Origin of the sequence: Micromonospora sp. URMC 105, assembly GCF_051386295.1 — a bacterium.
GTDB lineage: Bacteria > Actinomycetota > Actinomycetes > Mycobacteriales > Micromonosporaceae > Micromonospora.
The window spans coordinates 1-13,273 of sequence record NZ_JBPQTL010000130.1 but is presented as its reverse complement, the minus strand read 5'-3'; the positions used below and the strand labels follow the sequence as shown (position 1 = coordinate 13,273).

Below are 13,273 nucleotides of genomic sequence, written 5' to 3'. Positions count from 1 at the left end.
GGGAGGGGACGTACGGCAGGTGGTCAGATCTGGGGGCCGCGGACTCCGGTCTTCGGGGGGCGCATCGTGGCGACCGGGGCCGACCAGCGTCGCCGCAGCGCGATCAGCCGCAGGGCAACGACCAGCACCGCCGCCGCGGTCAGCGGGAGCGTGCTGGCGCGGCCGACCGCGTCGAGCAGGGCCACCGCGATCGCGCCGGCCAGCGCGGCCACCGCGTAGATCTCCCGGCGCAGCACCACCGGGATCTCGGCGGTGAGCAGGTCCCGGCCCAGTCCGCCGCCGATGGCGGTGAGCATGCCGATCACGCAGGCGCCGACCGGCGGCACCTGGGCGTCGAGCGCCTTGAGCGTGCCGGTGACGGTGAACAGCCCCAGGCCCGCCGCGTCCAGCACGAGCACGGTGGTGCGCAGCCGGGCCAGTTGGGGATGCAGCCAGAACACGGCGGCGGCGGTGACGGCGGCGGTGGTGGCGAACCGCCAGTCGGCGAAGGCCAGCGGCGGCACCTCGTCGATGGCCAGGTCGCGGAGGATCCCGCCGCCGAGGGCGGCGACGAATCCCACGAAGACGACGCCGAAGAGGTCGAGCCGTTTGGCCACCGCCGCCGAGGCCCCGGAGGCGGCGAAGACCGCCACCCCGGTCAGGTCGGCGAAGAGCAGGGCGGTGGAGGTCGTCACACCGCCGAAGGGTACGTGGGCGGCCGGACCGGCCGCCGCGGATCACTCACCGTACGAGTCGTAGATCTCCTTGCACTTCGGGCAGACCGGCGAGCCGGGCTTGGCGGCCTTGGTCACCGGGAAGGTCTCGCCGCAGAGCGCCACCACGTAGGTGCCCATGACGGCACTTTCGGCGATCTTCTCCTTGCGGACGTAGTGGAACATCTCCGGACCGGTGTCCGCGTCCTTCAGCTCCGGGCGTTCGAGAATCTGTGTACTCACTGTTGACACCTCCAACTTTTTAGTTTGGCAGGTCGCTGGGGGGCGGTCCACCGCAGCCCACCCGAGGAAGGCCCGTACGGTAACGGAGGTGACCAACTTTCACATCCGTCTCGGCGCCGAGGTCGCCGACGCCCTGCGCGACGGCCGACCCGTCGTCGCCCTGGAGAGCACCATCGTCTCGCACGGTCTGCCCCGACCGGACAACCTGCGAGTGGCCCGCCAGATCGAGCGGGCCGTACGGGAGGCCGGCGCGGTGCCGGCCACCATCGGCATGGTCGGCGGCGAGCTGGTGGTGGGGCTCGACGACGCCCAGCTCACCCGCCTCGCCACCGTCGACGGAGTGAGCAAGCTCTCCGTACGCGATCTGGCGGTGGCCGCCGCCACCGGCGCGGACGGCGCCACCACGGTGGCCGCCACCAGCGCGGTCGCCGCGGCGGCCGGGATCGGGGTCTTCGCCACCGGCGGGCTGGGCGGCGTGCACCGGGAGGCCGCGCAGACCTTCGACGAGTCCGCCGACCTGGGCACCCTGGCCCGGACCCCGATCGCGGTGGTCTGCGCCGGGGTCAAGTCGATCCTCGACGTGGGCGCGACGCTGGAGCGGCTGGAGACCCTCGGCGTCGGGGTGGTCGGCTACCGCACCCGGCGCTTCCCGGGCTTCTACCTCACCGACGCCGGCTTCGACCTGGACTGGTCGGTGGACTCCCCGGAGCAGGTGGCGGACGTGCTGGCCGCCCGGGAGCAGCAGGGCGTGCACGGCGCCGGGCTGATCGTGGCCAACCCGCTCCCGACCGACGAGCAGCTCGATCCGGCGCTGCACGACCGGACCCTGGCCGAGGGCCTCGCCCGGCTCGGTCGTGAGGGGGTGACCGGCAAGGCGGTGACCCCGTTCCTGCTGGCCCACTTCCACTCGGCCACCGAGGGCGCCAGCCTGGCGGTGAACGTGCGCATCATCCTGCGCAACGCCGAGCTGGCGGCGCGGATCGCCGTCGCCGCGGCCGCCCGCCGCACCGACTCCCCGGCATGACCGGCCCGTCCCGGGTGGTCGTGGTCGGTGACCTGATCACCGACGTGGTGGCGGTGCTGGCCGGGCCGCTGGCCACCGGCTCGGACACCCCGGCGACCATCCAGGTCAGCGGGGGCGGGCAGGCCGCGAACACCGCGGCGTGGATCGCCGCACAGGGGGTTCCGGTGACGCTGGTGGGTGCGGTCGGTGACGACAGCGCCGGGCGGGACCGGGTGGCCGAGCTGGAGCGGGCCGGCGTGACCTGCGCGGTCGAGGTGCACCCGGGCGCCACCACCGGCACGGTGATCGTGCTCGCCACGGCCGGGGAACGCACGATGGTCACCGAACGTGGCGCGAACCTGCGGCTGACCGTGGGGCACGTCGAGCGGGCGCTGGCCGCGGCGCCCGGCGCCGGGCACCTGCACCTGTCCGGGTACTGCCTGCTGGACGCCGCGTCGCGACCGGCCGGGGTGGCGGCGTTGGCCGCCGCCCGGGCGCAAGGGCTCACCACCAGCGTCGACGCGGCCTCCGCGGCGCCGCTGCGGCGGGTCGGCGCGGCGGCCTTCCTGTCCTGGGTACGCGACGTCGACCTGCTGCTGGTCAACGCGGACGAGGCGGGTGTGCTGGCCGGTGGGCTGGACCCGGGCGCGCAGGCGCGGGCGCTGTCGGCGTCGGCCCGGCGGGTGGTGGTGAAGCGGGGCGAGGCCGGCGCGGTCTGGGTCGACCGGAACGCGACGGTCAGCGTGGCACCCGCCCGGCGGGTCGCCGTGGTGGACGTCACCGGCGCGGGGGACGCCTTCGCGGCGGGCCTGCTGACGGCCTGGCTGGGCGGCGCGGAGCCCCGGGCGGCGCTGGGCCGGGCCGGTGACCTCGGCGCGCTGGCCGTCTCGACGGTGGGCGCCCGGCCGACGGCCTGAAACCGGGCGGACGCCGCACGAGGGCGGACGCCGCCCAAGGACGGACGCCGCCCAAGGGCGGACGCCGCACGAGGACGAACCCCCGCACGACGCGGACGGGGGCCGGACCGGACGGTCCGGCGCCCCCGGCGGTCAGGGTTCGACGTCGATGACCTTGTGCGGCCGCTCCTCGGCGGTCAGGCTCATCGGCGGGGTCTCGTCGCGCCGGTCGGGCTGGAACCTCGCCGCCAACCGGTGCTGCTCCTTCGGCGGACGGTCGTTGGCCAGCAGCACCGCCAGCCACGGGATGAGCACCATCCCGACGCCGCAGAGCGGCAGCCAGAGCCAGAGCAGAGGGGCCTTCGCGCCGACCAGGATCGCACCGACGATCACGCAGGCGACCCGGATGCCCATCATCAGCACGTACCGCTTCTGCCGGCTGCTGAGCTGGTCGTCCTGGCTGCGCGAGGCGTCGGTGATCAGAATCGGCTGGTACGCCTGACGCTTCACCACGGACCTCCTCGAGGGGATTACGACCCATCCTGTCACTCCCCGGCCGTGATCAGCGAAAATCGACTCATCCGAAAGCGTGTTACGCCCGTGGTACGCTCCGCGCGTGGGCAGCCGGTTCAGCTTCACCGACGAGGCGTTGGCCAACCTGCGGGTCTACGACGTCACGCCCGGGGAAGTCTGGGAGGCCCTGCACAGCACCCGCCGGGTGATCCGGCACCTGGGCGACGACGTGATGGTCGTCTACGCGGCGAACCGCCGCGGCAGGCGGCTGGCCGTGCTGCTCGCCGAGGCCGCCGGCACCGACAACGACTGGGACATCCTCTCCGCCCGCGAACTGAGCGACGTCGAGACCAAGCGCTACGACGAGGCCGTGCGGAGGGATCGCCGACGAGGAGGCGGTCACGATGAACCGTGACGAGGCGACCAAGCAGTTCCACGGCGGCGACGACGCGTTCGCCGACCTGATCGACGAGAGCCAGCCGGTGGAACTGCCCACCCCCGACAGCGACGTGCCGATGGTCAGCCGCTCAGTGCGCCTGCCGGTCGAGACGTACGAGCGCGTCCGCAAGGCCGCCGACGCCCGGGGCATCGGTGTCACCACGCTGATGCGGCAGTGGATCGAGGCCGGCCTGGCCGACCTGGACGACTCCGCCACCGTCTCCCTGGCCGACGTGCGGCGGGCGCTGGCCGCGCTCTCCCGCCCGACCGCCGCCTGAGTCCGGCCGGGCCCCGCCCGGACGTCAGACTCGCCCGAACGTCAGAGGGGTGAGGCAGGTCGTTCGGGGGGACGGCCGTAGGCCCGCACGGCGTCGGTGACGGCGATCCCGGCCAGCACCGCCGCGCCCAGCGCGAGCAGGCCGACCGGCGGCAACCACATCGCCGCCGGGACCAGTCCGAGCAGGAGCACCGCGCCGACCATCCGGCTGCGCGAGACCCGCCCGAAGATCTCGTACTCGAAGCGGGCCCGGGCGAACAGGAAGATCGCCGGGCCACCCGCCACGAACACCGACCAGCCCAGCGAGGTACGCCCCGACGGGTGGGCGATCACCAGCTCGTAGCCCACGCCGGTGAGCAGCACGCCGCCCACGATCAGCAGGTGCGTCCAGCTCGCCGACTCCCCCAGCACCCCCGGCGAGCGGGCCACCCGGATCGCCTCGGTCAACAGGTGCCCCGCCCGGTGGAAGTAGATCCGCCACAGCAGCGCGGTGGTGACGAACGACAGGGTGAAGGCGAGCGCCTGGCCGGCCGAGAAGTCGCCCACGCTGACGGTCATCCCGATGACCAGGATCGTCTCGCCGAGCGCGATCAGGAAGAACTGCTGGTACCGCTCGGCCAGGTGCTCCCCCATCACCGCCCAGCCCGAGGTACGCACCGACCCCCGCCCGGGCAGCGGCCAGCCGAGCGCCAGCCCGGCGTAGTCCCAGGCCAGGGCGAGCGTCCAGAGCACCTCCTGGGCCGGCGGCAGCAGCGCGCCGAGCAGCCAGGGCACCGCCCCGACCGCCGACCAGAGCAGGATCCGTCCGGTGACCGCTCGGCGCGGGTGCCCGCCCAGGGCCAGGGTGAGCAGCAGCGGCCGGCCGACCTGGATCGCCACGTAGCCCGCCGCGAACAACAGCGCCCGCTCGGCGAACGCGCGGGGCAGGGCGACGGCCATCACCATGCTGCCGAACATGGAGGCGGCCACCACGAACTGGATCAGGCTCTGCTCCGGCTCGTACCGGCTGGTCACCCAGGCGGTCAGCGTCCAGACCAGCCACAGCGCGAGGAACAGCAGCACGGTCTGGGCCGCCTGGCGGAGCACGTCCGGCGGGTTGGCCGACACGTCGTCGATCAACCGCCGCGAGACGCGGGTCAGCGCGAAGACGAAGACCAGGTCGAAGAAGAGCTCCAGGAACGTGGCGCGGGGCGAGCTCATGGCGCCCCGCAGCAGCGCCGCGCCCCGCCCGTCCGTCATCGCCCACCCGTCGCCGCCGTCGCGGTATCAACGAGCCGGCGTGAGGGTCGGTTGCGTCAGCCCTTGGCCGCCTTGGCCGCCGCCTTCGCGGCCTGCTTGAACTCGCGCACCCGGCGCAGTGACTCCGGATCGGTGATGTCGGCCACCGACCGGTACGCGTCCGGTTCGCCGTACCCGCCGGCGGCCTCCCGCCAGCCGTCGGGGCACACGTCGTAGCGCTTGCCGAGCAGGGCGACGAAGATCTGCGCCTTCTGCTTGCCGAAGCCGGGCAGCTCGCCGATCCGGCGCAGCAGCTCCCGCCCGTCGGCGACGTCCGACCAGAGCCGGGCGGCGTCGCCGTCGTACCGGTCGACGAGCACCTGGCACACCTGCTGCACCCGGGCGGCCATCGCCTTCGGGAAGCGGTGCAGCGCCGGCGGCCGGGCGAAGACCTCGACCAGCGCCTCGGGGTCGTACTCGGCCAGCTCCCGGGCGTCCGGTTCGTGCCCCAGCCGCTGCGCCAGCACGTACGGCGAGGTGAACGCCTTCTCGAGCGGGATCTGCTGGTCGAGGACCATGCCGGTGAGCAGGGCCAGCGGGCTGCGCTCCAGCAGCCGGTTGGCCTCGGGGTCGATGGGCAGCGAGAGCGTCATGGGCCCATCCTGCCGGTCGGTGTGGCCCGCGTGGCGTCGACTCCCCGGGCGCGCACCGCCCCCGGCGCACACCGCCCCACCAGGACAGCAAGGTTAGGCTGTGCTAACTTCACCCCCGTCGGCGGAGGGCCCGCCGGCCGGAGCCCAAGGAGTGCCGCCGTGCCCGTCCCCGCCCGCAGATCCCTCGCGGCCGCCCTCGCCGCCGGCCTGCTCTCGATCGGCCTGGTCGCCTGCGGCTCCGGCGAGGACGACGCCGCCGACCCCGGCAAGCCCGGCGACAAGAGCATCACCGTCTACAGCGGCCGCAACGAGCAGCTGGTCAAGCCGCTGCTCGACCGGTTCACCGCGCAGACCGGCATCACCGTGAAGACCCGGTACGCCACCACCGCGCAGCTCGCCGCCCAGCTGGTCGAGGAGGGCGGCAAGTCCCCCGCCGACGCCTTCTTCGCCCAGGACGCCGGCGCCCTCGGCGCGGTCGCCAAGCGGGACATGTTCGCCCCGCTGCCCGCCGCCGACCTGGAGAAGGTGCCGCAGGCCTACCGGTCCCGCAACGGCCAGTGGGTCGGCGTCAGCGCCCGCTCCCGGGTGCTCGCCTACAACGCCGACGCCGTCCCCGCCGGCGAGCTGCCGAAGTCGGTCTTCGAGCTGACCGACCCGAAGTGGAAGGGCAAGATCGGCGTCGCCCCGACCAACGCCTCGTTCCAGGCGTTCGTCACCGCGATCCGGGTGCAGCACGGCGACCAGAAGGCCAAGGACTTCCTCGCCGGGCTCAAGGCCAACGAGCCGCAGATCCGGGACGGCAACATCAAGATCGTGGAGGAGGTCGACAAGGGCGCCATCGCGGTCGGCCTGGTCAACCACTACTACCTCGGCGAGGTGGCCAAGGAGAAGGGCACCACGCCGGACGCCCTCAAGGCGAAGCTGCACTTCTTCCCCGGCGGGGACAGCGGCGCGCTGGTCAACGTCGCGGGCGTCGGCGTGCTCAAGCGCTCCGCCACCGACCCGGACACGAAGGCCTTCGTGGACTTCCTGCTCAACCCGGAGTCGCAGCGGTACTTCGCCGAGGAGACCTTCGAGTACCCGGTGGTGACCGGGGTCGCCGCCCCGGCCGGCGTACCGCCCCTGGCCGACCTGGACAGCCCGGACATCGACCTCAACGACCTGGACACGCTGGACGCCACGATCGGCCTGATCAAGGACTCGGGGCTCGTACCCTGACCGCCCCGACCACCACCTCCGGCGCAGGGCCGGCCCGTTCCGGGCCGGCCCGCTTCGGCGTACCGGGGTCGTTTCGCCGGCTGGCGCCGCGCCCGGCGCTGCTCGCGGCCTCGGCCGCCGCGGTCGCGGTGGCCCTGATCCCCCTGGTCTACCTCGCGGTACGCACCGCCGAGGCGGGGGCCGAGCGGATCGTCGCCGAGCTGTGGACCGAGCGGGTCGGGCTGCTCGCGGTGCGCAGCCTCGGGCTGGCCGCCGTGGTCACCACCGCCTGCGTGCTGCTCGGCGTCGGCGCCGCCTGGCTGGTCACCCGCACCGACCTGCCCGGCCGGCGGGTCTTCGCGGTGCTCGCCGCGCTGCCGCTGGCCGTGCCCACCTACATCGCCGCGTTCGCCTGGGTGTCGCTCTTCGACCGGCTGGAGGGGTTCTGGCCGGCCGCGCTGGTGCTGACCCTCTGCTCGTACCCGTACGTCTTCCTGCCGGTCGCGGCGGCGCTGCGCGGCGCGGACCCGGCCCAGGAAGAGGTCTCGCGCTCGCTGGGCCGGGGCGGCTGGCGCACCTTCACCGACGTCACGCTGCGCCAGATCCGGCCGGCGACCGCCGCCGGGGCGCTGCTGGTCGCGCTCTACGTGCTGGCCGACTTCGGCGCGGTGTCGATCCTGCGCGCCGACACCTTCACCCGGGCCATCTTCGTCGCCTTCGACCTGGGCTTCGACCGCACCGGCGCGCTGGTGCTCTCCAGCGTGCTGGTGGCGCTGACCGTGCTGCTGCTGGCCGGGGAGACGGCCACCCGGCGGCGCGGCGCCCGGTACGCCCGGCTCGGCGGCGCCCGCCGCCCCGCCGCCCGGCTGCACCTCGGCCCGGTCCGCTGGCCCGCCCTCGCCGCGCTGCTCGCGGTGGGCGCGCTGGCACTCGGCGTGCCGGCGGTGAGCCTGGCCCGCCGGCTGGCCGGCGGGGTGTCCCGCCCCGGCGCGCTCGGCGAGGTGGCCACCGCCGCCGGCAACTCGCTCTGGCTGTCGCTGGCCGGTGCCGCGCTGACCATGCTGCTGGCCCTGCCGCTGGGACTGCTCACCGCACGCGCCCCCGGCCCGCTGGCCACCGTGCTGGACCGGCTCGCCTACCTGGCCCACGCCCTGCCCGGCGTGGTGATCGGGCTGTCACTGATCTTCTTCGGCATCAGCGTGGCGTACCCGCTGTACCAGACGCCGTGGCTGCTGGCGCTGGCGTACGCGACGCTCTTCCTGCCGCTGGCCGTCGGCGCGGTGGCCGGTGCCGCCGCCCAGGCCCCGCCCGGCCTGGAGGAGGTGGCCCGCTCGCTGGGGCGCGGGCCGCTGGCCGTGCTGCGCACGGTGACCCTGCCGCTGACCCTGCCCGGGATCGGCGCGGGGGCGGCGCTGGTCTTCCTCACCGGCATGAAGGAACTCCCGGCCACCCTGCTGCTGCGCCCCACCGGCACCGACACCCTGGCCACCGAGCTGTGGACGGCCACCTCCGTCGGGGCGTACGCGGCCGCCGCCCCCTACGCGGCCCTGCTGGTGGTCATCTCGGCACTGCCCACCTGGTGGCTGGTCGCCCGGGGCGGCCTGCTCGACAAGGAGGACCGATGAGCGAGGTGGCGCTGACCGGAGTGGTCAAGCGGTACGGCCCGGTGACCGCCCTGGACGGGATCGACCTGACCGTCCCGGCGGGCGCGCTGACCGCCGTCCTCGGCCCGTCCGGCTGCGGCAAGACCACCCTGTTGCGCTGCCTGGCCGGCTTCGAACGCCTCGACGCCGGCCGGATCGTGGTCGACGGGCGCGAGGTGGCCGGCCCCGGTCGGCACCTGCCGGCGCACCGCCGCCGGATCGCCGTGGTGCCGCAGGAGGGCGCCCTCTTCCCGCACCTCAGCGTGGCGGCGAACATCGCGTACGGGCTGGACCGCGCCGACCGGCGGGGCGACCGGGTGGACGAGGTGCTGGCCCTGGTCGGGCTGGCCGGCTACGGCGAGCGGATGCCGCACCAGCTCTCCGGCGGCCAGCAGCAGCGGGTGGCGGTGGCCCGGGCGCTGGCCCCGCGCCCGTCGCTGGTGCTGCTCGACGAGCCGTTCAGCGCGCTCGACGCCGGGCTGCGCGCCGGGCTGCGGCACGACGTCCGGGAGGCGCTGCGGGCCGACGGGGCGACCGCCGTGCTGGTCACTCACGACCAGGGCGAGGCCCTGTCGGTGGCGGACCGGGTGGTGGTGCTGCGCTCCGGGCAGGTGGTGCAGTCCGGCGCGCCGGCGACGCTCTACCGGGAGCCGGCCGACCCGTGGGTGGCCGGATTCGTCGGCGACGCGGTGCTGCTGCCCGCGGTGGCGTCGGGCGGTACCGCCCGCACGCCGCTGGGCACCCTGCCGATCGCCGGCACCCGGGCCGACGGTCCGGTGACCGTGCTGGTCCGGCCGGAACAGCTGCGCCTCGCCACCGCGCCGGGCGCCGACGCGGTGACCGCGACCGTGCTGCGGCACGACTTCCACGGCCACGACGCGCTGATCGCCCTCCGGCTGGCCGACGACACCCGGGTCGTCGCCCGGGTGTGGGACGACGCCGACCCGGTCGGAGTCGGCGCCGAGGTGACGGTACGCGTCGAGGGGACCGTCCGCGCCTGGCCGGCGACGCCGGTGCCGGCCCCGGCCGCAGTGGCGGACCCGCGTCCCGTCCATCCGGTCGCCTAGACAGCACGGGACGCGGCCCGGTGGACAGGGGTGGGATCCACCGGGCCGCGCCGGACGGGTGCCGTCAGTTGACGACGAAGAGCAGCCGGTTCGGCGAGCCCGAGCCCGGGCTGGTCACCTTGCCGGGGGTGGCGTTGGTGGTCAGGTAGCTGGCCACCTGCGCCGGGGTGTACGACGGGTTGGCCGAGAGCACCAGCGCCGCCGCGCCGGCCACGTGCGGCGAGGCCATCGAGGTGCCGCTGATGGTGTTGGTGGCGGTGTCGCTGGTCCGCCAGGCGGACAGGATGCTCGACCCCGGCGCGAAGATGTCCACGCAGGAGCCGTAGTTGGAGTAGGAGGCGCGGGCGTCGGTGCGGGTGGTGGCGCCGACGGTGATGGCGGCGGGAGCCCGGGCCGGGGAGTAGCTGCACGCGTTGGCGCTGGAGTTGCCGGCGGCCACCGCGTACGTGATCCCCGAGTTGATCGAGTTGGTCACCGCGTTGTCGATGGAGCTGCTGGCGCCGCCGCCGAGGCTCATGTTGGCCACCGCCGGCTTGACGGCGTTGGCGGTCACCCAGTTGATGCCGTTCACCACGCCGGTGGTGCTGCCGCTGCCGGAGCAGTTGAGCACCTTCACCGCGATCAGGCGGGCCTGCTTGGCCACGCCGTACGCGTTGCCGCCGACCGTGCCGGCGACGTGGGTGCCGTGGCCGTTGCAGTCGGTGTTGTTGCTGTCGACGGTGTTGGTGCCCCAGCTGGCCCGGCCACCGAAGTCCGCGTGGGTGGTCCGGATGCCGGTGTCGATGATGTACGCCCGGACGTTGGAGGCGGTGTTCGGGTACGTGTAGCTGGCGTTCAGCGGCAGGTTGCGCTGGTCGATCCGGTCCAGGCCCCACGGCGGGTTGGCCTGGGTGCCCTGGACGGTGACCACCCGGTCCTGCTCGACGTACGCGACGGCCGGGTCGGCGGCGAGCCGGCGGGCCTGGCCGGCGCTCATCTTCGCGCTGAAGCCGGTGAGGGCGGCGCTGTAGACGTCGGCGACGCTGGCGCCGTACCGCTTGGCGAGGGTGGCGGCGCGGTCCGGCACGGCGGTGCGGGCGGCGAGGGTGTTCGCGGCGCCGACCGCGTCGGTCCGGAGCACGACCAGGTAGCTGCCGCTGATCGCGCCGGGCGCGGACGCGCCGCGGACCTCCCCGGTCGGGGCGGCGAGGGCGGGGGTGGAGGCGGCGACGGAGAGGGCCGCCGCGGCGGCCGCGACGGCGACGGCGCGGATCGCGCGGCGCCGGGGGACGGGCAGAGCTGACATCGTCTGACTCCCTACCGGTGCGCCCGGAGCGGCTGGTGGCCGCCCGGACGCCCATCGACGGATGTTGGGGCAGATGTTAGCCATCCATCGATGTTCATAAAAGAGATAACGACCAATCAATACAGCTAGCGGTATGGATGTCCCGGGTGCCGACCGACCGGCCACCGCCGGGGGGCAGGATGGCGACGTGGAACGACACGACATGCTGCTCTCCCCCGCCGGCGTCGAGGCGCTGCGGACCGCGCTCAGCCGCGCGCGCTTCACCTCCAACGGCATCGCCGACCGGCTCGGGCCGCAGGCCACCGGCGGGGCGGCCCGCAACGACTTCCGCGCCGCGCTGCGCGCCACCGAGGACCGCGATCCGCTCGCCACGCTGATCCGGGTCTTCATCTGCGACCAGACCGAGTCCGAGGCGGCGGTCGCCGCCGCGCTCGCCCCGCTGGGCCTCGCCGAGGCGCTCGCCGGCGGGCTGGTCGAACGGCACGGCGACGGCCTGCGCGCCGGGGTCGACCTGGAGCCGTACGGCGACGACTGGTGGGTGCTGGCCGACGTGCCGGCCAGCGCCCGTCCCGGCCGGCCGCTGCACAGCGAACACGTGCTCGGCATCGGCGGCGCCACCCAGACGCTGATCGGCGCCACCGTCCGCCGGCCGGTGGAGACCGCGCTGGACCTGGGCACCGGTTCCGGCGTCCAGGCGCTGCACCTGGCCACCCACGCCCGCCGGGTCACCGCCACCGACGTCTCGGAGCGGGCGCTGCGCTTCGCCGCCACCACCGCCGCGCTCAACGGCCAGGAGTGGGAGCTGCTGCGCGGGGACCTCGTCGCGCCCGTCGCCGGTCGCCGCTTCGACCTGGTGGTGAGCAACCCGCCGTTCGTGGTCGGGCCCGGCACCACCACCCACGTCTACCGGGACTCCGGGCGGGTCGGCGACGCGATCGGCGCCGAACTGGCCGCCGCCGCGCCGAACCTGCTCACCGAGGGCGGCACCATGCAGTACCTCGCGAACTGGGTGCACGTGGCCGGCGAGGAGTGGCACGAGCGGGTGACCGGCTGGTTCGCCGGCACCGGCCTGGACGCGTGGGTGATCCAGCGCGAGGTGGCCGACCCGATGGCGTACGTGAACCTCTGGCTGACCGACGTCGGCGAGGCCGCCGACCCGCAGCGGATGGCGGCCTGGCTGGACTGGTTCGACGCGCACAAGGTGGAGGCGATCGGCTTCGGCATCGTCTCGCTGCGCCGCTCCGGGCACGCCGACCCGGTGGTCCGGGTCGAGGACCTGCGCCAGCGGGTGGAACCGCCGATGGGCGACCGGGTCGCCACCTGGTTCGACCGCCAGGACTTCCTCCGGGTACGCGACACCGGCGCGCTGCTCGCCGAGCGCTACCGGGCCGCCGAGGGGCTCCAGCTGCGGCAGGAGGCCACCATGGGCGAGGAGGGCTGGGCGGTGGACCGGCAGGTCCTCACGATGCCCCGTGGGCTGCGCTGGAGCGAGGAGGTCGACCCGCTGGTGCTGGCGCTGGTCGGCGGGTGCGACGGCCGGCTGGCGCTGGGTGACCAGCTCGCCCTGCTGGCCGCCGCGCACGACGTCACCCCGCAGGAGCTGGCCGAGGCGGCCGGCCCGATCGTGGCGCACCTGGTCGAACGCGGCATCATCGAGCCGGTGACGGCGTGACGGGGATGACACGGGCGGTGCCGGGCGGTCGACGGGTGCTCGGCTGATGCGCGCCGTGGTGCAGACCGTCGGCCGGGCCAGCGTCACCGTCGACGGCGAGGTGGTCGGGGCGATCAGCGACGGGCTGCTGGTGCTGCTCGGGGTGACCCACGCAGACACGCCGCAGGTGGCGCAGACCATGGCCCGCAAGATCCACGAGTTGCGCATCCTCGACGAGGAGCGCAGCGCCGCCGACACCGGCGCCCCGATCCTGGTGGTCAGCCAGTTCACCCTCTACGGCGACGCCCGCAAGGGCAGACGCCCCAGCTGGACCGCCGCCGCCCCCGCCGAGGTCGCCGAACCCCTGGTCACGGCGGTCGTCGAGGCGCTCCGCGACCGCGGCGCCAAGGTCGAGACCGGCCGCTTCCGCACCCACATGCTGGTCGAGAGCATCAACATCGGCCCCCGCACCCTCCTCCTCGACCTCTAACCCCCCT

Annotated in this window: 15 protein-coding genes; 9 read left to right on the top strand and 6 right to left on the bottom strand. The window is 74.6% G+C overall.

What is annotated here, in order from left to right:
- Positions 1-23: 23 nt before the first annotated feature.
- Both ACSNN7_RS26715 and ACSNN7_RS26710 read right to left on the bottom strand, forming a co-directional pair.
- On the bottom strand, positions 24-674 hold the full coding sequence (locus tag ACSNN7_RS26715) for a trimeric intracellular cation channel family protein (protein ID WP_436683745.1): 651 nt from the start codon (positions 672-674) through the stop codon (positions 24-26).
- Between the two features lie 42 nt (positions 675-716).
- Positions 717-935, bottom strand: coding sequence for a DUF3039 domain-containing protein (locus ACSNN7_RS26710; RefSeq protein ID WP_154942858.1), 219 nt, complete (start codon positions 933-935; stop codon positions 717-719).
- An 88-nt stretch (positions 936-1,023) separates the two neighbouring features.
- On the opposite strand from ACSNN7_RS26710, the gene ACSNN7_RS26705 reads away from it, so the two are divergent.
- Together ACSNN7_RS26705 and ACSNN7_RS26700 are read left to right on the top strand one after the other, a co-directional pair.
- Positions 1,024-1,959, top strand: coding sequence for a pseudouridine-5'-phosphate glycosidase (locus ACSNN7_RS26705; protein WP_436683742.1), 936 nt, complete (start codon positions 1,024-1,026; stop codon positions 1,957-1,959).
- Positions 1,956-2,855 carry a carbohydrate kinase family protein gene (locus ACSNN7_RS26700; RefSeq protein WP_436683741.1) on the top strand — a complete coding sequence of 300 codons (900 nt, stop codon included), beginning with the start codon at positions 1,956-1,958 and terminating at the stop codon, positions 2,853-2,855. The genes ACSNN7_RS26705 and ACSNN7_RS26700 overlap by 4 nt, the downstream gene beginning before the upstream one ends.
- A gap of 132 nt (positions 2,856-2,987) precedes the next feature.
- Here the strand turns inward: ACSNN7_RS26700 and ACSNN7_RS26695 are convergent, their stop codons facing one another.
- Positions 2,988-3,344 (bottom strand): DUF3099 domain-containing protein, encoded by a 357-nt coding sequence (locus tag ACSNN7_RS26695; protein WP_436683747.1) that lies wholly within the window; start codon positions 3,342-3,344, stop codon positions 2,988-2,990.
- Between the two features lie 106 nt (positions 3,345-3,450).
- On the opposite strand from ACSNN7_RS26695, the gene ACSNN7_RS26690 reads away from it, so the two are divergent.
- Together ACSNN7_RS26690 and ACSNN7_RS26685 are read left to right on the top strand one after the other, a co-directional pair.
- Positions 3,451-3,762, top strand: a complete 312-nt coding sequence (locus tag ACSNN7_RS26690; protein WP_436683739.1) for a hypothetical protein — start codon at positions 3,451-3,453, stop codon at positions 3,760-3,762.
- Positions 3,752-4,063, top strand: a complete 312-nt coding sequence (locus tag ACSNN7_RS26685) for a hypothetical protein (RefSeq protein WP_436683738.1) — start codon at positions 3,752-3,754, stop codon at positions 4,061-4,063. The genes ACSNN7_RS26690 and ACSNN7_RS26685 overlap by 11 nt, the downstream gene beginning before the upstream one ends.
- Before the next feature lie 41 nt (positions 4,064-4,104).
- Here the strand turns inward: ACSNN7_RS26685 and ACSNN7_RS26680 are convergent, their stop codons facing one another.
- A complete protein-coding gene (locus ACSNN7_RS26680; protein ID WP_436683736.1) occupies positions 4,105-5,301 on the bottom strand; it encodes a low temperature requirement protein A in 1,197 nt (398 codons plus the stop codon).
- 56 nt (positions 5,302-5,357) lie between these two features.
- A complete protein-coding gene (locus ACSNN7_RS26675; RefSeq protein WP_436683734.1) occupies positions 5,358-5,933 on the bottom strand; it encodes an HhH-GPD-type base excision DNA repair protein in 576 nt (191 codons plus the stop codon).
- Positions 5,934-6,092: 159 nt separating this feature from the next.
- On the opposite strand from ACSNN7_RS26675, the gene ACSNN7_RS26670 reads away from it, so the two are divergent.
- The 3 genes from ACSNN7_RS26670 to ACSNN7_RS26660 all read left to right on the top strand — a co-directional run bounded on the left by ACSNN7_RS26670 (position 6,093) and on the right by ACSNN7_RS26660 (position 9,840).
- The gene (locus tag ACSNN7_RS26670; RefSeq protein ID WP_436683732.1) at positions 6,093-7,151 is read left to right on the top strand and encodes an iron ABC transporter substrate-binding protein; all 1,059 of its coding nucleotides are present in this window, start codon (positions 6,093-6,095) and stop codon (positions 7,149-7,151) included.
- A gap of 80 nt (positions 7,152-7,231) precedes the next feature.
- The gene (locus ACSNN7_RS26665; protein WP_436683746.1) at positions 7,232-8,755 is read left to right on the top strand and encodes an ABC transporter permease; all 1,524 of its coding nucleotides are present in this window, start codon (positions 7,232-7,234) and stop codon (positions 8,753-8,755) included.
- Complete coding sequence (locus ACSNN7_RS26660) at positions 8,752-9,840, top strand: ABC transporter ATP-binding protein (protein ID WP_436683731.1); 1,089 nt, start codon at positions 8,752-8,754, stop codon at positions 9,838-9,840. The genes ACSNN7_RS26665 and ACSNN7_RS26660 overlap by 4 nt, the downstream gene beginning before the upstream one ends.
- Before the next feature lie 64 nt (positions 9,841-9,904).
- Here the strand turns inward: ACSNN7_RS26660 and ACSNN7_RS26655 are convergent, their stop codons facing one another.
- Entirely contained in the window at positions 9,905-11,125 is a 1,221-nt protein-coding gene (locus tag ACSNN7_RS26655) for a S8 family peptidase (protein ID WP_436683730.1), read from the bottom strand.
- Positions 11,126-11,312: 187 nt separating this feature from the next.
- Here ACSNN7_RS26655 and ACSNN7_RS26650 point away from each other — a divergent pair, with 187 nt between their 5' ends.
- Both ACSNN7_RS26650 and dtd read left to right on the top strand, forming a co-directional pair.
- Positions 11,313-12,797 (top strand): DUF7782 domain-containing protein, encoded by a 1,485-nt coding sequence (locus ACSNN7_RS26650; RefSeq protein ID WP_436683729.1) that lies wholly within the window; start codon positions 11,313-11,315, stop codon positions 12,795-12,797.
- 46 nt (positions 12,798-12,843) lie between these two features.
- Positions 12,844-13,266 (top strand): D-aminoacyl-tRNA deacylase, encoded by a 423-nt coding sequence (gene dtd, locus ACSNN7_RS26645; protein ID WP_436683728.1) that lies wholly within the window; start codon positions 12,844-12,846, stop codon positions 13,264-13,266.
- Positions 13,267-13,273 lie beyond the last annotated feature (7 nt).

What these genes read in the sequence shown, in the direction of transcription:
- ACSNN7_RS26700 (WP_436683741.1), top strand. Translation starts at nt 1,956, where the DNA reads ATGACCGGCCCGTCCCGGGTGGTCGTGGTCGGTGACCTGATCACCGAC.
- ACSNN7_RS26685 (WP_436683738.1), top strand. Translation starts at nt 3,752, where the DNA reads ATGAACCGTGACGAGGCGACCAAGCAGTTCCACGGCGGCGACGACGCG.
- ACSNN7_RS26680 (WP_436683736.1), bottom strand. Translation starts at nt 5,301, where the DNA reads ATGACGGACGGGCGGGGCGCGGCGCTGCTGCGGGGCGCCATGAGCTCG.
- ACSNN7_RS26675 (WP_436683734.1), bottom strand. Translation starts at nt 5,933, where the DNA reads ATGACGCTCTCGCTGCCCATCGACCCCGAGGCCAACCGGCTGCTGGAG.
- ACSNN7_RS26660 (WP_436683731.1), top strand. Translation starts at nt 8,752, where the DNA reads ATGAGCGAGGTGGCGCTGACCGGAGTGGTCAAGCGGTACGGCCCGGTG.
- ACSNN7_RS26655 (WP_436683730.1), bottom strand. Translation starts at nt 11,125, where the DNA reads ATGTCAGCTCTGCCCGTCCCCCGGCGCCGCGCGATCCGCGCCGTCGCC.
- dtd (WP_436683728.1), top strand. Translation starts at nt 12,844, where the DNA reads ATGCGCGCCGTGGTGCAGACCGTCGGCCGGGCCAGCGTCACCGTCGAC.